This is a genomic window from Brevundimonas phoenicis (genome assembly GCF_047237745.1).
In the GTDB taxonomy this organism is placed as follows: Bacteria; Pseudomonadota; Alphaproteobacteria; order Caulobacterales; family Caulobacteraceae; genus Brevundimonas.
In genome coordinates, this window is record NZ_JBDFLN010000001.1 from 619,476 (window position 1) to 637,538 (window position 18,063).

Sequence of the window (18,063 nt, forward strand, 5' to 3'; positions counted from 1 at the left end):
TGAGCGCGTGTAGAGGCGTTTTTATCGACACGGCGCCGCGTCGCGGGTAAGGCTCCGCGCTCGATTTTCTCAGCAAGGACACGCCGTTGCGACTGCCTCAGGCCCGGCTCGATCAGGTGCTCGACCGCTTCCATCAGGTGGAGGCGCGCATGGGCGCGGCCTCGGACGGCGCCGAGATCGTGCGCCTGTCCAAGGAGCACGCCGAGCTGAAGCCGGTGGCCGACGCGGTGCAGGCCCTGGCCCGCGCCCGCGCCGAGGCGGACGACCTGAAAGTCATGGCGGCCGACCCGGAAATGGCCGCCCTGGCCGCCGACGAACTGGACGCCCTGACCGAGCGCCTGCCGGGCCTGGAGCGCGAGGTCGCCCTGTTGCTGGCCCCGCGCGACGCCGATGAAAACGCCTCGGCCGTGCTGGAAGTGCGCGCGGGCACCGGCGGCGACGAGGCGGCCCTGTTCGCGGGCGATCTGTTCCGCATGTATTCGCGCTACGCCTCCACGCGCGGCTGGCGGGTCGAGATCGACAGCGCCACCGAAGGCGACGCCGGCGGCTACAAGGAGATCATCGCCACGGTGACGGGCGACGGCGTGTTCGGCCGCCTGAAGTTCGAGAGCGGCGTGCACCGGGTCCAGCGCGTACCGACGACCGAGGCGGGCGGACGCATTCACACCTCGGCGGCCACAGTCGCCGTCCTGCCCGAGGTCGAGGACGTCGAGATCGAGATCCGAGACCAGGACATCCGCATCGACACTTATCGTTCATCCGGCGCGGGCGGCCAGCACGTCAACAAGACCGACTCGGCGGTGCGCATCACCCACCTGCCGACCGGGATCGTCGTCACCTCGTCCGAGAAGTCGCAGCACGTGAACCGCGACAAGGCGATGAAGAATCTGCGCGTGCGCCTCTACGACATGCAGCGGCAGGCCAAGGACGCGGCTCGCTCGGATGCGCGTAAGTCGCAGGTCGGTTCGGGCGACCGGTCCGAGCGCATTCGCACCTACAACTTCCCGCAGGGGCGCGTGACCGATCACCGCATCGGCCTGACCCTGCACAGTCTGCCGCAGATTCTGGAAGGCGAGATCGATCTTCTGCTGAACGCCCTGATCGCCGAGGACCAGGCCGCGCGCCTGGCCGACCTGGAGGCCGAGTTCGCCTAGGGCGTCGCTTCAGGGCCGCTTCTTCCTGGTGCGACGTCGCAGCACTCGATCGCCCAGGCTTTCGGCGTACTTCAGCGTATAGGCCAGGGCGGCCGGATTGCCTCGCCGTGCGCCCACGGAATCGGCCATCACCGCCCCGCGCTCGCCGATGGGCCGGGGCGCGCCGATGGTGGTGTCGATGGCCGTCTGGTGCTCGATCTCGGCGTTCAGCCGAGCGCCCATCAGGATCACCTGCACCGAGATCCAGGTCCACAGCAGAAAACCCATGGCGGCCGCCAGCGGGCCATAGGAATCTGTACGCACGAAGGTGGTCAGGAACCAGCTGAACAGGAAGGAGACCAGTAGGCTCATCGTCGCTGCGAACAGCGCCCCCGGCGTCAGCCAGCGCCAGCGCGCCCGCGCCCGGCTGGGCCCCAGTCGATAGATCAGGGCCAGCGCCCCTGCATAGCCGAAAAACAGCAGCGGCCAGCGCAGCGGAGCCAGATAGGCCCATTCGTCCTCAAGGCCGAACACCGCCAGCACTACCGGCACCCCGACCACCAGTGTCGAGCTCAGCAGCACCGCCGCCATCGCTGAGACGGTGAAGCCCATGCACATCAGGTTGTAAACGACGATGTTGCGCCGCTCGACCTCATGATAGGCGAGGTTCAGGCCGTAGAAGAGGGTCTTTACGCCGCCGTTGGCCGCCCACAGCGTCAACAGCAGGGTCCAGGCCAGGGTGAAGGTCAGTTGGCCGGTCGAATTGCCCGCCAACCGCGTCATCTCCGTCCCCAGAAACTGCGCTACGTTCGCCGGCAGCACCTCATAAAGGAAGCTCAACTGCCCCCAGGCGTCGGCCGGATCGGCGAACAGACCGTAGATGGTGACGAAGGCGCCCAGCGTCGGAAACAGGGCCAGCAGCATGAAGAAGGTCACGCCTCCTGCGACGAAGCCGACGCGGTCGCCGAAATAGCCCATGACGGTGCGCCACAGAATATCGACCCAGCCCTTGTGCGGAATCTGTCGCGGCCGCTGGGCCAGACGGCCGCGACCCGGCTCCTTGTCATCATAGTCTTCGGGCGTCGGATCGCGCGGGGGCAGGGGCTCGGGCCGCTCGGGCCGCAGCTCCAGGCCGAAGCGATGGCCTTGAGTATAGAGCAGATGCGCCGCCGTCGCCCCCGTCGCCAGTCCGCCCGCCGCGGCGGCCAGATAGCGCAGCAGTCCGCCCGTCACGCCGTGTGATCCCCGCGCAGCCCGATGTTTTCCGACGCGCGGTGCGCGATGATTCGACCGTGGTTTCATCCCCATTCGCCCTTCAACGGCCACGCTGCCTGGCCGTTCCGTCTTGAAATCATGCGTCACAGACCCCAATCACCGGGCATGTCTGATCAGAACACCCAACCGACTCTGCTGACCGCCTGGAAAGGCGCCCAGGCGCGCCTGAAGGCCGCTGGTATCGACAGCCCCTCCATCGACGCCCGCATTCTGCTGGAGACGGCGACCGGAGCGGGGCGCGTGGATATTCTGAACGATCCCTATCGACTGGTCACGCCGGAACAGGCGCAGGCGCTGGAAACCCTGGTCGAGCGACGTCTGCGGCGCGAGCCCGTGTCGCGTATCCTGGGCCGCAAAGGGTTCTGGAAGATCATGCTGAACGTCACGCCCGACGTGCTCAGCCCGCGGCCGGACACCGAGACTCTGCTGGATGTCATCGTCCGCGCCTTTCCGCCACACAAGGCGTTCGACATGATCGATCTGGGCACCGGCTCAGGCGCCATCCTGCTGGCGACGCTGGCCGAGCGATTCGGCGCGCGCGGCGTCGGCACCGATATCTCGTCCGAGGCCATCGCCGTGGCGCGCGAGAACGCCGCCAACCTGGATTTGAACAGCCGCTGCACCTTCCTGCGCACGGACTGGGCGACGGGCTTCGCTGACGACAGCTTCGACCTGGTGGTGTCCAATCCGCCCTACATCCCGAGCGGCGATATCGCCGGCCTGGATCCAGAGGTGCGCGATCATGACCCGCATCTGGCGCTGGACGGCGGCCCGGACGGGTTGCAGCCCTATCGCGACCTGGCGCCCGAGATTGCGCGCATCCTGCGCCCGAACGGCGTCTTCGCAGTCGAAATCGGCTGGGATCAGGGCGAGGCGGTCAAGGCCTTGTTCGAGACGGCGGGCTTCACCGACGTGAAGGTGGTCAAGGATCTGGGCGACCGCGACCGCGTGGTCACCAACGGCCCGGATCCGCGCGTGGAGCCTATCCCTGAAGCTGAAGCGCCGATGCAATAAAAACCCTTGGCAAAGCGTCTCTGTGCGCGCTAAGTCCGTGGTGTTCCCCACTCAGACGCATTCTTTTCGAGCAGGTTCGCTCGCTTAAGCGCATCGGAGTTCAGTGACGGTCGCGCCCCTAGGACGGACGCGGCGGACCACGGGGAGCGCACGGTTTTCCGAACAGCTCGCACCGGGGATTGGCCCCGAACGAACGGAACGACGAACAGGGCCCCGACCGTCTCCACGACGGCGGCCCGCACCAGCACGGTAAGCTCCGATGAGAGATTTCAAGGGCATGAAGCGTCAACGCGGACGCAACCGTAAGCCCGGCGGCGGCAATAACGCCAACGCGACCAATCCGAACCGCTCGTGGGACTCGCAAGGTCCAGAGAATATCAAGGTCCGCGGCAACGCCCAGACCGTCTATGAACGCTACATGCAACTGGCGCGTGACGCCGCGGCCGCCGGCGACCGCGTTCTGGCCGAGAACTACACCCAGCACGCCGAACACTATTTCCGCGTCCTGCGCGCGCTTCAGCCGCAGCGTTCAGTGAGCGAAATTGCTCAACGCGAGCAAGCGGGCCAAGGTTTCGATATCGACTTCGAGGACGAGTCCGGCGCACAGGCGGCAGCCATCATCGCCGCCCAGCAGGCTGAAGAACGCCGCGTCGAGGATGAAGCTCGCCGTCAGGCCGAACGCGCCGAGCGCGAGGCCAATCGTGACCGCGATCGTGATCGCGACCGGGATCGTGACGGCTCCGACCATGGCGGCGCCGACAGCGAGGGCCGAGAAGGCGGCCGTCGCGAAAGTCGCCGCGAACGCTGGGAGCGTCGTCGCGACGAACGCAATCGCCGCTTCGAAAACACCGAGGGCGAGCCTGGCGTCGCCGCCGATGACGAAAACGCCGCGCAGGGCGAAGATCGTCCGACCGAGGTCGTCGCATCGAGCGATGAGACGACGGTTGAGCGTGCGCCGCGCGCTCCTCGTGCGCCGCGCCGTCCGCGCGAGGGAGCTGAGGATGAGGCCGTACAGTCGACCGACGACGCCGCCGCCTTGCCGGGCTTCCTGACACGTCCCATCACCGCCGAAGACGGCCCCTCGGTTGAACAAGACGCCCCGCCCGCACCCAAGCGCCGTACGCGTCGCAAGGCCGAACCGGTCGTCACCGACGACGAAGGCTGAGCGCGCTCTATTCTACTAGAGCGAGCGCCTACAGAAAAATACAACCTTTGATCGGCCATCCTTCCTTCGACGGGAGGATGGCCGATGGAATTCGTTGTGCTGATTCTGGCTCTCGGCCTCGCGACGGGCGTCGCCGGGCTCAGGCTGTCGTTCGGGGCCCATGGCCGCATTCGCGCGGCGCAACGTCTGCATGATCGTCAGATGGACGGCGCGCGACGTCGGATCGTCCAACTTGAAGCGGCCCTTGTCGATGCGGACGCGATTCGAATGCGGGCGCAGGATAGCGCTTTGCAGGGACGTCGGCGCCATGCTGATCTGATGGCCGCCGTCAGCCGTCAGATGCGCTCCCCGCTGGAGGGGGTTCTCGGCTTTTCCGACCTTCTGCGCCTGAACGCGGCGGGGGAGCCGCTCAGTCACCGTCAGCGGCAGGCGGTCGAGCGGATCCGCGAAGCCGCCGCCCGGCTGCTGATCCTGGTCGAGGGCATGAACACACTGGCAGGCGCCGAGCGACCCGTACCAGCCGTGCTTCAAGCCGTCGATCCCCTGCTGCTGGCGCACAAGGTCTGCCTGGCTTTCGAGATAGAGGCGACGGCGGCCGGAGTGCTACTGACCCTGCCCGAGCCGAAACCGGGTCTCACCGCCCTAGCGGACCCTGAACGGCTGACGCGTATCCTCTCCGCCCTGATCGCCAACGCCGTGCGCCACAACCGTCCAGGGGGAACGGTGACGATCGAGGGGCGCCGCGTCGGAGCCGAAATACAGGTGACGGTGCGCGATAGCGGCCCCGGTCTATCGTCGACGCAGCTTGAAACCCTGTTCGAGCCTTTCACCCTTCCGGCGATCGCAGCGGGGCGGGTTTCAGGTGCGGGCCTGGCCGCCGCCAGAGGGTTGGCCGAGGCTATGCAGGGGCGTGTCGAAGCCGAGAGCGTTGAAGGGCAGGGCGCGGCTTTCACCGTCAGCCTGGCCGCCGCACTCGCCGCGCCATCCGATGCCGCCGGCCGTTCCGAGGGGCTGTTGGCGGATCTGCCGCGCATGCCGTCGGGCGTGCTTCTGTACATCGCCCGCGACGCGGCGGCGGTGGCTTTGATGCGCCGCCTGACGCAGGACTTCGGCGGGCTTCAGCTCCATGTCGCGGCGTCCGTGGACGAGGGCGCGGCGCTGGCGCGCGACCTGCGACCGGACGCTCTCATCCTTGATCTGGATCTGGCGGAGGACGGGGGCGCGGCCTTTCTGAAGGCCCTGCGCACGGATCCGACGCGACGCCCGACGCCGGTCCTTGCCCTGACTTCGGACGCGCAGGCTTTGTGCGCCGACGGCGTCGCGGAGCTGCTTCGACGGCCGGTTTCCTTGGCAGACCTGACCGCGACCCTGGCCAGGTTGCTGAATCAGTCCGCAACGGAGTTTTGCGACGCGAGGGTGACGCGTACGACGTCATAAGTCGGTGCGCAGGGTTGACGCGGCGGGCCATGGCGGCTTCCTAGAGAAATGGGGCTTTCGATCCCTGTCGCGAGGGAAACCGATATGCAGCGCGCGCCGATCCGTTCTTTCCGGCCGACTCTATTGCGAAGCGGCCTGTCGGCGTTTGCGCTTTCAGCCTTGGTCGCCGCCTGCGCCACGACGCCCCCGCCGCCGCCGCCGCCGCCGCCGATCCCCGTCGCGCCCGAAGCTCCTGTGGGCGCGGTGCTGGACGATTGGCGCGGGGTCATCACGGCGGCCGATCGTGACCGTTATCAGCGCCGCGCCGCCGCTTGGTCTCTGGCTCTGGAGCAGGCCAAACGACAGCCTGGCTCGGGCGACCTGGCGGCGCTGGGCGAATTGATCGACCCGGAGGCGGCTCGTCCCTCGGTGATCCCGCCGGGTGGAAATTATCGCTGCCGCACCGTCAAGCTGGGCTCGCAGGGCGGCGAGGCGGGGCTGGGGTATGTCGTCTATGGCTGGTTCGCTTGTCGGATCGAGAACACCGCCCAAGGCCTCAAGCTGACCAAGCTCAGCGGCTCCCAGCGCCAGGCGGGCCTGCTCTTCCCGGAGAGCGATCGCGAGATGGTCTTCCTCGGCTCCATGGCTCTGGCCTCCGAACCGGGCGCGCGCGCCTATGGTCAGCGTCCGGAGCGTGACATGGTCTCGGTGCTGGAGCGCATCGGTGAAAACCGTTGGCGCCTGGTCACGCCCTGGCCCGCCAATGAATCCAATCTCGACATACTGGAGTTGGTCCCGGCCCCGGCGTCAGCTCGCCGTCGTTGAGCGATGGGAACTTGATCGACGCGGCTTGACCGGAGACGACCGGAGCCGCCACCTTGCGGCTCCCTCTCTTTCAACATCAGGACAAGCCCATGCGCGGCGTCGGCCTCACGCTCGGATCCATCATCGCTATCGCTGTTGTCCTGGCGGTCGTGCTGATCGGCTTTCCGACCTACAACGTCTATTCCAAGCAGATGGCGGGCAAGGCGGCCTATGAGGAGGCGGTGCAGAACCGTCGTATCCGCGTGCTGGAAGCCCAGGCCGCCCTGGATTCGGCCAAGCTGACCGCCGCCGCCGAGATTGAGCGCGCCAAGGGCGCCAATGAGGCCAACCGCATCATGGCGGAAGCTCTCGGTGGTCCCGAAGCCTATCTGCGTTGGTCCTACATCAACATGCTGCAGGAAACCGCAGGCAAGGAAGGCCGCCAGACCATCTACATCCCGACCGAGGCGGGCATGCCGATCCTTGAGGCCGGTCAGCGGCCTGCGGCGCGGTGAGGAACGGTTCCGATGGCGAGGCGCTTGCTTTTCAGCCGGCCAACCGCTCCAGCACCGTGGCGATGACACGCTCATAAGCGTCGGTCAGGGCGCGCAGTTCGGCCTCGGGCACGCGCTCGTCGACCTGGTGCATGGTCTGGCCGACCAGACCCAGCTCCAGCACCGGACACAGGGCGCGGATGAAGCGGGCGTCGGAGGTGCCGCCGGTGGTCGAGGCTTCGGGACGGCGGCCCAGCACGGCCTCCACCGCGTCCTGCACGGCGCTGACGAAGGCGCCCGGTTCGGTCAGGAAGGCCTCGCCCGAGCACATGTGCTCCAGTTCGATCCGCAGACCCGTCTCGGCCTGAAGCGCGCCCGCCTCGCGGTTCAGCCAGTCGATCAGGCCGTCGCCGGTGTGGGTCGGGTTGAAGCGGATGTTCAGCCGCGCCTTGGCCTCGGCCGGGATGATGTTGCTCGCCGGATTGCCCACGTCGATGGTGGTGATCTCCAGGTTCGACGGCGGGAACTCGGGGTAGCCCTCGTCGAGGACGTGAGCGTCGAGGCGGGCCAGGAGCCGGGCGATGACCGGGGCCGGATTGGCGGCGCGGTCGGGATAGGCGACATGGCCCTGCTTGCCGAAGACGGTGATCCAGGTGTTTAGCGAGCCGCGCCGCCCGACCTTGATCATGTCGCCCAAGTGGTGGGCGGAGGACGGCTCGCCGACCACGCAGGCGTCGATGAGCTCGCCCTCGGCGGCCAGGGTCTGGACCACCCGCTTGGTGCCGTGCAGGGCCGGGCCTTCCTCGTCGCCGGTGATCAGGAAGGACAGGGAGCCTTCGATCTCGCCTTGGGCTAGGACGCGCGAGACGGCGGCGACCCAGGCGGCGATGCCGCCCTTCATGTCCACGGCTCCGCGTCCGTAGAGGACGCCGTCGCGGGTTTCGCCCTCGAACGGTCCGGCGCTCCAGGCCTTCAGGTCGCCGATCGGCACCACGTCGGTATGGCCCGCGAAACAGAGGTTGGGCGAGGCCGTCCCGCGCCGGGCGTAGAGGTTCTCGATGCGCGCGTCGTGGCCCACGCCGCTCGGCCCCTCGAACACCATGCGGCGGCAGGCGAAGCCCAGGCCGGTCAGGGCGCGCTCCAGCACGTCCATGGCCCCTTCGTCGGCGGGGGTGACGGACGGGATGCGGATCAGGTCGCGGGTCAGTTCGACAGGATCGATGACGGAATGTGATGCGGCGTTCATGAGGCTATTGCTTTAGGCATATCCCGCATCCGCGAGAAGGCCCGACGGCCGCGACAGCGCCCCTTGTTTGAAGACGCACCACGACCGTGACGACCGAAAGCATCGATTCCGCCCCGACCGTTCCGCCCCAGCCGCCGCTGCCGCCCGGACCGCCGCCCGGTTCGCCGCCTGGCGACGGTCCGTCCAGCCCGTGGGGCATTCGCGATTTCCGCCTGCTGTGGCTGGGGCGGATGGTGGCGGTCCTGGGCATTCAGATCCAGTCCTCGGCCCTGTTGTGGCAGGTCTATGAAATCGCCCGGCGCGATCATCCGATCGAACAGGCCAGCCTCTATCTGGGCCTGGTGGGGTTGTGCCAGTTCCTGCCGCTGCTGGCCTTCACCCTGCCGGCCGGAGCTATGGCGGATCGGCGCGACCGCAAGCATACCGTCACCCTGTCGATCATCGTCGAGGGGATGTGCGCGGGGGCCTTCCTGATGATGGCGCTGCACGGGTCGCCGCCGCTGTGGGGCCTGTTGGCGGTGGCCGCCGTGTTCGGCGCGGCGCGCGCCTTCCTGGCGCCGGCCAGCCAGGCCTTCCTGCCGATGGTGGTGGGGCGCAAGGCCCTGCCGCCGGCCATCGCCGCCCAGTCCATCGCCTTCCAGACCGGCGCCATTGCGGGGCCAGCGCTGGGCGGGGTCATCGTCGGCCTGAACGTGCCGCTGGCCTACGCCTCGGCCATGGCCCTGTTTCTGGCGGCAATCGCCTGCTTCCTGCTGATCCGCACCAGGGGCAAGCCGCAGGTCGATCCATCCAAGCTGGGCCCGGTGCAGCAGGTCCGCGAAGGCCTGGCCTATGTTTGGAAGACCAAGATCGTCCTGGGCGCCATCTCGCTGGATCTGGTCGTGGTGTTGCTGGCCGGGGTGGCCCTGCTGACGCCGATCTTCGCACGCGACATCCTGCACGTCGGGGCGATCGGCTTCGGCCTGCTGCGGGCCTCGTTCGGGGTGGGGGCCTTGCTGATGGCGCTTTACCTGAGCCGCTTCCCCATCGTGCGCCACGGCGGGCGCTGGATGTTCGGCGCGGTGGCGGTGTTCGGCGTCTGCACCCTGATCTTCGGCCTGTCCAAGAGCGTCTGGCTGTCGGGCGCGGTGCTGTTCCTGGGCGGGGCGGCGGACATGATCAGCGTCAACATCCGCCAGACCCTGATCCAGTTGGCTACGCCGGATCACATGCGCGGGCGGGTGTCGTCGGTGTCCATGCTGTTCATCGGCGCCTCGAACGAGCTGGGCGAGGCCTATTCCGGCGTCATGGTGCGCCTTCTGGGGCCGATCGGCGCGGCGGTGTTCGGCGGCTTCGGCGCCCTGGCCGCCACGGGCATCTGGGCCAAGACCTTCCCCAGCCTGAGGAAGGCGAACAAGCTGACCTGATGCGCTCAAGATGATCCTTCTCCCCTTGAGGGAGAAGGTGGGCGCCGGAGGCGCTCGGATGAGGGGTGTAAGCGCCGCGGTCGGCTGATCGCGGCGCCTACTCTCTATGCAACACATGACTAGCGACGGCGATCTCACCCCTCATCCGTCATGCTTCGCATGCCACCTTCTCCCTCAAGGGGACAAGGAAACCTAGCCCCAGGGACGGAAGTGCTTCGACAGCTTGAGCCCTTGGCTCTGGTAGTGGCTGCCGCCCTCGCCGTAGAGACGCGACGGGCGTTCCGTCAGCGGCTCATAGACCAGTCGGGCGACGATCTGGCCGTGCTCCAGCAGGAAGGGGGTGTCGTGGGTGCGGACCTCCAGCACGCCCTTGGAGCCCGCGCCGTGCGCCTCGTCCGTGCCGAAGCCGGGGTCGAAGAAGCCGGCGTAGTGGACGCGGAACTCGCCGACCGAGGGGTCGATCGGCGTCATTTCGGCGGCCTGATCGACGGGGATCTCCACGTCGTCCGACGAGGCCAGGATGTAGAACTCGCCCGGGTCCAGCAGCAGTTCGCCGCGACGCAGGGTCAGCGGCTCCCAGAAGTCGCGCGGATCATGGCCGTCGATGTGGTCCATGTTAATGACGCCCGCGTGGCGGCGGCCGCGATAGCCGACGACGCCGTGCTCGCCCGCACGCAGGTCGACGCCGACGCTGCGGGTCTCCAGCTTGGGCGGCTCGCCCGCCTTGAGGCGCAACTGGTTCAGACGCGTGCCCGGCTTGACCAGGATGGAGAAGGTCTGAGGCGCGATCTCGAGATACAGCGGGCCGTCGTAACCCTCTTCCACGTCGTCGAAGCTGCCGCCCTGATCGGTCAGCAGGCGCACGAAGACGTCGACGCGGCCGGTCGAGCTCTTCGGATTGGCGCGGGCGTTCAGGCCCTTGGGCAGGTGCAGACGCTCCTGCAGGCGGGCGATGTAGACGCAGCCCTTCTCCATCACATAGCCGCTGTCGGGCAGGTCGATGGCGTGCATGGCGACGTCGGCGATGCGTTCCTCGACCTTGCGCTGGCCAGGCAGGAAGGAGGCGCGCACGCGCCAAGCCTGATCCGACAGGCGCAGATCCAGGCTGGCCGGCTGGACCTGATCGGCGTCGAACGGGGTGTCGGAGGCGATGGCGCCCGCCGCGATCAGGGTCTCAATGCCCTGGAAGGGAAGGATGCCGGAGCGGGCGGGAATCTGAAAGCTGGTCATGCCGTCCTGTTCTCACACGGATTTTCTCGTCTGTGTAGCTTGTCGGCGACGACAGACGCTTGAACCCCGCGTACGGCGGGCTGCATATAGCGCATGCACTCCGCTCCTGCCTACTCCGCCGAGACCGAAGGCGTCGTCGTTCGCGTCCGCCCCTCCTATCTGGCGGGCCAGTCGGACCCGGCCGAGGGGCGCTGGGTCTGGGCCTATCAGGTCGAGATCGTCAATCTGAGCGGCGGCCCGGTGCAACTGGTGGCCCGGCGCTGGACCATCACCGACGCCATGGGCCGGGTCGAAGAGGTGCGCGGTCCCGGCGTGGTCGGCGAACAGCCGGTGATCGAGGCGGGCGACAGCTACGCCTACGCCTCGGGCTGCCCGCTGACGACGCCGTCCGGCTCGATGGTCGGCGCCTATTTCATGCAGGACGCCGAAGGCCGCATGTTCGAAGCCGCCATCCCGGCCTTCAGCCTGGACGTGCCGGACGCCCGCCGGGTGCTGAACTAAGGGCAGGTCTCGAGCTGTGCGCGAAGGGGCTGAAGCCATTCGGCCCTCAAGCAGCGCGAAGCGCGGTAGGGCGAACAAGGCAGCCCTCAAGCAGCGCGAAGCGCGTCAGGGCCCAACAAAAAAACCCTCGCCGAGGGCGAGGGCCTGGATGGGACTGCGTCAACCCGGATGAACCGCAGTCCCGCCCCGGAGCCCGTCGAAAACCGACGGGGCGGACGGCGGCCCCTCTAGGGGGCGTTCGTGTCGGCTGTGGGGCCGAAAGTCGACGACGCGGCGGCTCTTCTGCTTAAGCAGGGAGCCGCCGCGCGGCGAACGATAGCGGTCACGTCTGCTCAAGCAGCGAGCGACCGCGTCGCGAGCGATAGCAGCCTTAAATGTACCGGCGCAGGCTGCGGGCCAGGTCGGACGAGGCGTCCTTGCCGGCGCTCTTGCGGACCTGGGGCTGGTAGGCGACGCGGGCGTGTTCGACGCAGTAGACGCCTTCCGAAGCGCGGCGGCCGCAGAAGCTGAACTCGCTGGTCGAGGGGTCGCCGATCGGCCATTTGCACATGTGCGCGCCCAGCGTCAGCACCGTCGCGGTGCCGGCCAGTTCCGGCGCGGGCGTCGGAGCCTGGGACGCGGCGGCGATGGCCACCGGGCGCGGGGCCACGGCCTCGATGCGGCGCGGGGCCGACGGCGCCTGCACCGGCGCGGCCGGGGCGGCGGCGCGCGGACGGGCCGGGCGGAAGGTGGTGCGCGCGGGTTGCGACGGAGCGGCCCGGCCTGACAGGCCCAGGCGGTGCACCTTGCCGATCACGGCGTTGCGGGTCACGCCGCCGCCAAGGGCCTTGGCGATCTGGCTCGCTGACTGGCCTTCCAGCCACAGCTTCTTGAGCGCGCCGACGCGGTCTTCGGTCCAGCCTGGGTTCATGTCGCCCTCCTGCGGAGAAGTCGGATTCAATATCTTGTGCCGGAGTCCGAATTTCGGCCCCTCATCACGCCTCTAATCGTAAATCACCCCTTAAAACACGCAATATGTGGGAATTCACCTGTCCACAGAAACTACATCTAGTATGGTTAATGTCCCGATTTGACTCAACTTCCTGGATGTCATCCACAGGGCGGACGCCTTGCGAAACCGGCCTGGCTGTCGCATCTGAGGCGGCATGACGCACCTGACCGCCGGTTCCGACGCCTCTTCCGCCGCGCCTCACGGCCTGCCGCAACCCCGTCGCTATGACGGGATCAACTGGGTGGGGCTGCGCACCCTCTACCTGAAGGAGGTCCGCCGCTTCTGGAAGGTGGGCGCCCAGACGGTGGCGGCGCCGGTGGTGACGACCCTGCTCTACATGATGGTCTTCGTGGTGGCGCTGAAGGGGGCGCGGCCGCCGCTGCACGGCACGCCCTTCGCCGAGTTCGTGGCGCCGGGCCTGATCATGATGGCGATCCTGCAGAACGCCTTCGCCAACGCTTCGTCTAGCCTGATCCAGGCCAAGATCATGGGCACGGCGACCGATTTCCTGACTCCGCCGCTCAGCCCGCTGGAGCTGACGGTCGGCTTTACCCTGGGCGCGGCGACGCGCGGGGTGGCGGTGGGCCTGGTGACGGCGATCTGCGTCATGCCCTTCGCCAAGCTGGGCCTGGCCAACGTCGCCCTGATCGTCTGGTTCGGCCTGATCGCCTCCCTGCTGATGGGCATGGTCGGGGTGCTGGCGGGGCTGTGGTCTGAGAAGTTCGACCACCTGTCGGCGGTGCAGAATTTCGTGGTCATGCCGATGACCTTCCTGTCGGGCACCTTCTACCTGATCGACAGCCTGCCTGAGCCCTTCGCCAGCATCAGCAGGTTCAATCCCTTCTTCTACCTGATCGACGGGTTCCGGGCGGGCTTCATCGGTCATGCCGAGGGCAGTCTGATGGTCGGCGTGGTCATGAGCGCCGTCTTGACCGTGGTCATGGGCGCGGCCTGCTGGCTGGTGTTCCGTTCGGGCTGGCGGCTGAAGAGCTGAGTTCGGATGCGGTCGCATCTGAACCGATTTCGCTTTAAGCAAGGCGTCGAGCGCGGGGCGAGGGGCCTCGCGAAAGGGGCCTCGCCATGTCGTTTCATCTTCGCCTGAAGGCCGCTGTCAGCGGCGCCTGCCTGGCCGCCGTCTGCCTGACGGCCGCGCCGTCGCTCGCCCAGGACCGCGCCGCCGATCTGCGCGAACAGGTCGGCGCCTACGCCAAGCCGTCCAACGCCGCGCGTCTGGAGGTGCTGCTGGGCCAGCTTCGCGCCGAGGGCTTCGCCCCCACGGTCGAGACTTTCGAGGGCGGCGGCCGCGCCGGTCCGATGCAGGGCTCCAACGTCGTCGTCACCCTCGGCGGGGGCGAGAAGGAGATCCTGCTGACCGCCCACTATGACGCGGTGAAGCTGCGCGACGGAACGATGGCCGACGGCCTGGTCGACAACGCCGGTTCGGTGGTCGCCCTGATCGAGGCGGCCAAGATCCTGCGCGAGGCGCCGCTGTCGCACCGCATCCGCATCATCTTCTTCGACCAGGAGGAGCTGGGCCTGATCGGCGCCAAGAAGTGGATCGAGGCGCATGGGATCGCCAATGTCGCGGCCGTGGTGAACTCGGACGTCGCCGCCTATGGCGACACCATGATGTACGGCCAGAACAACGGGGCGCAGTCGGCCTTCGTCACCCGCGCGGTGCAGGAGCTGTGCGCCGAGCGCGCCCAGCAGTGCGTCGGCTTCCCCGAATATCCGCCGTCCGACGACCGGGCCTTCTCGGCGGCGGGCGCGCCGGTGGTCTCGCTCGGTTTTCAGGACGAGGTCGGCGCCCACCAGATGTGGCTGGCCTTCAACGGCGGCGAGACCAACGGCCTGGCCGAGGGCTTCGTCCCCCAGGTTTTCCGCGTCATTCACTCCAAGGACGACGTCATCGCGGCGGTCGAAGGCCACACCATCGACCTGGCCGGTCGGACCTATGCGGCCCTGATCCAGAAGCTGGATGCGCAACTGCGCTGAATTCGCGCCCTGCGCGGTGTTGACTAAGCGGAAATAGCGCCCGACAAGTTCGGCGCCCTTTTCCAAAGCGGTCCCGTCGCAGACGCGCCGGGACCGTCTCGCTTTATGGAGTCTGCCAAGTGTCCGGTCATCTGATGGGTGTCTACAATCGCGCGCCGCTGGAAGTGGAGCGCGGCCAGGGCGTCCGCCTCTGGTCCACTGACGGGACCGAGTATCTGGACTGCGTCTCGGGCATCTCGACCAACGCCCTGGGCCACGCTCATCCCAAGTTGGTGCAGGCGGTCAAGGACCAGGCCGAGAAGCTGTGGCACGTCTCCAACATCTTCAAGATTCCGGGGCAGGACGCCCTGGCCGACTCCCTGTGCGAGAAGTCGTTCGCCGACGTTGTCTTCTTCACCAACTCGGGCACCGAGGCGATCGAGTGCGCCCTGAAGACGGCGCGCAAATTCCACGTCGCCAACGGCCAGCCTGAGCGCATCGACATCTACGGCTTCGACGGCTCGTTCCACGGCCGCACCTACGGCGCCATCAACGCCGCCGCCAACCCCAGCTACACCGAGGGCTTCGGGCCCAAGATGGAAGGCTTCCATCAGCTGAAGTGGGGCGACAAGGCCGCCCTGACCGCCGCCTTCGAGAACCCGAACACGGCCGCCATCATTCTGGAGCCGGTTCAGGGCGAGGGCGGCTGTCGCGCCACGCCGGACGCCGATCTGCGCTGGATGCGCGAGATGGCCGACAAGTACGGCGTCCTGATCATCTTCGACGAAGTCCAGTGCGGCATGGGCCGGACCGGCAAGCTATGGGCCCACGAATGGGCCGACATGACGCCGGACATCATGGCTGTCGCCAAGGCCCTGGGCGGCGGCTTCCCCATCGGCGCCTGCCTGGCCACCGCCGAGGCGGCCAAGGGCATGACGGTCGGCGTGCACGGCTCGACCTTCGGCGGCAACCCGCTGGCCATGGCCGTCGGTCAGGCCGCCTTTGACGAAGTGTCGTCGGACGCCATCCTGGACAACGTCAATGAGGTCGCCGGCTACCTGACCCAGCAACTGCACGGCCTGGCCGAACGCTTCCCCGACGTGATCGTCGAGGTGCGCGGCAAGGGTCTGCTGCTGGGCGTCAAGCTGGTTCCGAACAACCGCGAGTTCATGGGCTGGGCCCGTGACGAGGCCAAGCTGCTGGTCGCCGGCGGCGGCGACAACCTGGTCCGCGTCCTGCCGCCGCTGAACATCACTCTCGACGAGGCCCGCGAGGCCATCGAGAAGTTCGAGAAGGCCTGCGAGTTCGCTCGCACCAAGATCGCGAGCTGACGCTGTTTCTCCCTCCCCTTCGTGGGGAGGGGGCCGAGCCGTGAGGCGAGGCCGGGTGGGGACGCTTTCTTCTACCTCCAGACTTTCGCAGGGCCGCCCCCACCCGGTCCCTGCGGGACCACCCTCCCCACGAAGGGGAGGGAGAAGGCTTGGTCATGGTTCGTCACTTCCTCGACATCCACCGCCTGGACGCAGCTGACCTGCGCGCCATTCTGGACGACGCCCACGCCCGAAAACGCGCCCGAAAAGGCTGGCCCCAGGGCCGCGCCGACGCCGATGCGCCGGGCAAGGACCGCGTCCTGGCCATGATCTTCGAGAAGAACTCGACGCGCACCCGCTTCAGCTTCGACGCGGCCATCCGCCAGCTGGGCGGCGACTCCATCATCGCCACCGCCTCGGACATGCAACTGGGCCGGGGCGAGCCGGTCGAGGACACGGCTCGCGTCCTGTCGCGCATGGTCGACGCCGTGATGATCCGCGCCAACGATCATGAAGACGTCGAGCGCTTCGCCCGCGTCTCGACCGTGCCGGTCGTCAACGGCCTGACCGACCGCAGTCACCCGTGCCAGATCCTGGCTGACCTGATGACGATCGAGGAGCATCGCGGCCCGATCGAGGGCAAGACGATCGCCTGGATCGGCGACGGCAACAACGTCTGCCACAGCTTCATGCACGCTGCGCCAAAGTTCGGCTTCCACCTGCACGTCGCCTGTCCGGCGGAATATCACCCCGACCTGCGTGATCTGGAAAAGGGCGGCGCTCACGTCCACCTGACCAGCGACCCGCGCGAGGCGGTCAAGGGCGCCGACGTCGTCGTCACCGACACCTGGGTGTCGATGGGCGATCAGGACTATGAGGCCCGCCTGGCGGCCTTCGAGCCCTACAGCGTCGACGAGGCCCTGATGGCCGAGGCGGCCGACGACGCCGTCTTCCTGCACTGCCTGCCCGCCCACCGCGGCGAAGAGGTGACGGACGCCGTCATCGACGGCCCGCAGTCGCTGATCTGGGACGAGGCCGAGAACCGCCTGCACGCCCAGAAGGCGGTCCTAGCCTGGTGCTTCGAGGCTTTTTAAGTAGCCCTAACGCAGGTTGACGTCGACCACGTCGCCGGCGTCCGGCTCCTTGCCGGTCAGGTTGGCGCGGGCGATCTCGAAGGCGAACTTCATCAGCCCGCCATCGCTGACCCAGACCCGGCCGTCGTCGGCGTCGAAGCGCAACAGGGTCAGGCGCGGATCGTCCTTGCCGTCCGGATACCAGGCCGACAGCACCGGGTTCCAGTAGCGTTCGATGACGGCCCGGTCGTGGCCATGCACGGAAAGGGAGCCGTGGATGCAAGCCCAGACCTTCTGGTCCTTGGAGCCATAGCTGAACATGGCCGTCTGACCCGGCGTCGTCGCGTCGCGCGCCAGGTCGGTGTCGTCGCGGGTGAAGAACCAGATGGTTCCGGTCTCGGCCTCGCGAAAGGCGGTCATCGGCTGGCTGTGATAGCCGGGGCGATCTAGTCCCAGCATCCCGGTGTTGCTGGACTTCAGGCTTTTCCAGAAGGCCGCTTCGGCCTCGGCGGGCGTCAGGTGCTTGTCGGTCAAGATCGTCTCCTGTCTCGTCGTTCGGGGAGACAGGACAACCGACCCGGCGCCGGAGCGTTCCCGCCTAGAACGGCGCCGCGGACGGCAGAGGCCGCCCGCTCAGCTCCGCCATCAGGTGGATCAGCAGGAAGAAGACCAAGGCGGCCGCCAGCAGCATGATGAAACGCCACGGCATCATGCGCGGGCCGCGCATGATGTCCGTCGGGCGCGACCCGCGCCATCCGGCGAAGACGGCGATGGCGATCGAGGCGACCAGCAGGATCAGGGTGAGCGTGGCGTCCATGACGGCGGCAGTTGGGGCGCCCAAGGCCGCGATGCAAGCGCCGTCGGCCGCCTAATCTCCAGCGTGGCCGTATTTCTTGATGCGCGGTTAATCTAAACGCGGCATTAACCATGTCGGGCGCATCAGCGGCCTGTCGGCTGCCGTCGGCGACTCGCGACGAGGCGCCACATCTAGCGGTTAACGACACGTTTACACGCTTTATCTGGAAGGATAC

The 18,063-nt window shown here is 67.7% G+C and carries 18 protein-coding genes; 12 read left to right on the plus strand and 6 right to left on the minus strand.

The features are described 5' to 3' along the window. Positions 1–86: 86 nt before the first annotated feature. Positions 87–1,154, plus strand: coding sequence for a peptide chain release factor 1 (gene prfA, locus ABC419_RS03020; protein ID WP_412876397.1), 1,068 nt, complete (start codon positions 87–89; stop codon positions 1,152–1,154). Positions 1,155–1,163: 9 nt separating this feature from the next. On the opposite strand, the gene ABC419_RS03025 is transcribed toward prfA, so the two are convergent. Beyond that, complete coding sequence (locus ABC419_RS03025) at positions 1,164–2,366, minus strand: YihY/virulence factor BrkB family protein (protein ID WP_412876396.1); 1,203 nt, start codon at positions 2,364–2,366, stop codon at positions 1,164–1,166. 147 nt (positions 2,367–2,513) lie between these two features. Between ABC419_RS03025 and prmC the strand changes: the two genes are divergently transcribed. From prmC to ABC419_RS03050, 5 genes are all read left to right on the plus strand, one after another. Beyond that, the gene (gene prmC / locus ABC419_RS03030; RefSeq protein ID WP_412876395.1) at positions 2,514–3,422 is read left to right on the plus strand and encodes a peptide chain release factor N(5)-glutamine methyltransferase; all 909 of its coding nucleotides are present in this window, start codon (positions 2,514–2,516) and stop codon (positions 3,420–3,422) included. 277 nt (positions 3,423–3,699) lie between these two features. Further along, on the plus strand, positions 3,700–4,587 hold the full coding sequence (locus ABC419_RS03035) for a DUF4167 domain-containing protein (protein WP_412876394.1): 888 nt from the start codon (positions 3,700–3,702) through the stop codon (positions 4,585–4,587). 84 nt (positions 4,588–4,671) lie between these two features. Further along, positions 4,672–6,024 carry a hybrid sensor histidine kinase/response regulator gene (locus ABC419_RS03040; protein WP_412876393.1) on the plus strand — a complete coding sequence of 451 codons (1,353 nt, stop codon included), beginning with the start codon at positions 4,672–4,674 and terminating at the stop codon, positions 6,022–6,024. 84 nt (positions 6,025–6,108) lie between these two features. Next, positions 6,109–6,828 carry a DUF4893 domain-containing protein gene (locus ABC419_RS03045; protein WP_368923374.1) on the plus strand — a complete coding sequence of 240 codons (720 nt, stop codon included), beginning with the start codon at positions 6,109–6,111 and terminating at the stop codon, positions 6,826–6,828. 89 nt (positions 6,829–6,917) lie between these two features. Continuing rightward, positions 6,918–7,322 carry an SPFH domain-containing protein gene (locus ABC419_RS03050; RefSeq protein WP_125900338.1) on the plus strand — a complete coding sequence of 135 codons (405 nt, stop codon included), beginning with the start codon at positions 6,918–6,920 and terminating at the stop codon, positions 7,320–7,322. 31 nt (positions 7,323–7,353) lie between these two features. On the opposite strand, the gene dapE is transcribed toward ABC419_RS03050, so the two are convergent. Next, entirely contained in the window at positions 7,354–8,547 is a 1,194-nt protein-coding gene (dapE, locus tag ABC419_RS03055) for a succinyl-diaminopimelate desuccinylase (RefSeq protein WP_412876392.1), read from the minus strand. Positions 8,548–8,684: 137 nt separating this feature from the next. Between dapE and ABC419_RS03060 the strand changes: the two genes are divergently transcribed. Next, positions 8,685–9,953, plus strand: a complete 1,269-nt coding sequence (locus ABC419_RS03060; protein ID WP_412877977.1) for an MFS transporter — start codon at positions 8,685–8,687, stop codon at positions 9,951–9,953. A 192-nt stretch (positions 9,954–10,145) separates the two neighbouring features. Here ABC419_RS03060 and ABC419_RS03065 read toward each other — a convergent pair whose 3' ends face one another. Continuing rightward, positions 10,146–11,183 (minus strand): 2'-deoxycytidine 5'-triphosphate deaminase, encoded by a 1,038-nt coding sequence (locus ABC419_RS03065; protein ID WP_412876391.1) that lies wholly within the window; start codon positions 11,181–11,183, stop codon positions 10,146–10,148. 93 nt (positions 11,184–11,276) lie between these two features. Between ABC419_RS03065 and apaG the strand changes: the two genes are divergently transcribed. Next, positions 11,277–11,684 carry a Co2+/Mg2+ efflux facilitator ApaG/CorD gene (apaG, locus tag ABC419_RS03070; RefSeq protein WP_125900341.1) on the plus strand — a complete coding sequence of 136 codons (408 nt, stop codon included), beginning with the start codon at positions 11,277–11,279 and terminating at the stop codon, positions 11,682–11,684. A gap of 370 nt (positions 11,685–12,054) precedes the next feature. Here apaG and gcrA read toward each other — a convergent pair whose 3' ends face one another. Then, positions 12,055–12,594: a cell cycle sigma 70 cofactor GcrA gene (gene gcrA, locus ABC419_RS03075; RefSeq protein WP_200166268.1), complete on the minus strand. Its 540-nt coding sequence runs from the start codon at positions 12,592–12,594 to the stop codon at positions 12,055–12,057. A gap of 235 nt (positions 12,595–12,829) precedes the next feature. Between gcrA and ABC419_RS03080 the strand changes: the two genes are divergently transcribed. The 4 genes from ABC419_RS03080 to argF all read left to right on the plus strand — a co-directional run bounded on the left by ABC419_RS03080 (position 12,830) and on the right by argF (position 17,053). Then, on the plus strand, positions 12,830–13,669 hold the full coding sequence (locus tag ABC419_RS03080; RefSeq protein ID WP_412876390.1) for an ABC transporter permease: 840 nt from the start codon (positions 12,830–12,832) through the stop codon (positions 13,667–13,669). A gap of 86 nt (positions 13,670–13,755) precedes the next feature. After that, entirely contained in the window at positions 13,756–14,670 is a 915-nt protein-coding gene (locus ABC419_RS03085) for a M20/M25/M40 family metallo-hydrolase (RefSeq protein ID WP_412876389.1), read from the plus strand. Positions 14,671–14,804: 134 nt separating this feature from the next. Continuing rightward, positions 14,805–15,980 carry an aspartate aminotransferase family protein gene (locus ABC419_RS03090; RefSeq protein WP_200166473.1) on the plus strand — a complete coding sequence of 392 codons (1,176 nt, stop codon included), beginning with the start codon at positions 14,805–14,807 and terminating at the stop codon, positions 15,978–15,980. A gap of 155 nt (positions 15,981–16,135) precedes the next feature. Next, positions 16,136–17,053, plus strand: a complete 918-nt coding sequence (gene argF, locus ABC419_RS03095; protein WP_200166274.1) for an ornithine carbamoyltransferase — start codon at positions 16,136–16,138, stop codon at positions 17,051–17,053. A gap of 6 nt (positions 17,054–17,059) precedes the next feature. On the opposite strand, the gene ABC419_RS03100 is transcribed toward argF, so the two are convergent. Further along, positions 17,060–17,566 (minus strand): pyridoxamine 5'-phosphate oxidase family protein, encoded by a 507-nt coding sequence (locus ABC419_RS03100; protein WP_200166276.1) that lies wholly within the window; start codon positions 17,564–17,566, stop codon positions 17,060–17,062. Between the two features lie 64 nt (positions 17,567–17,630). Further along, positions 17,631–17,849: a hypothetical protein gene (locus tag ABC419_RS03105; protein ID WP_368923386.1), complete on the minus strand. Its 219-nt coding sequence runs from the start codon at positions 17,847–17,849 to the stop codon at positions 17,631–17,633. Between the last annotated feature and the right edge of the window lie 214 nt (positions 17,850–18,063).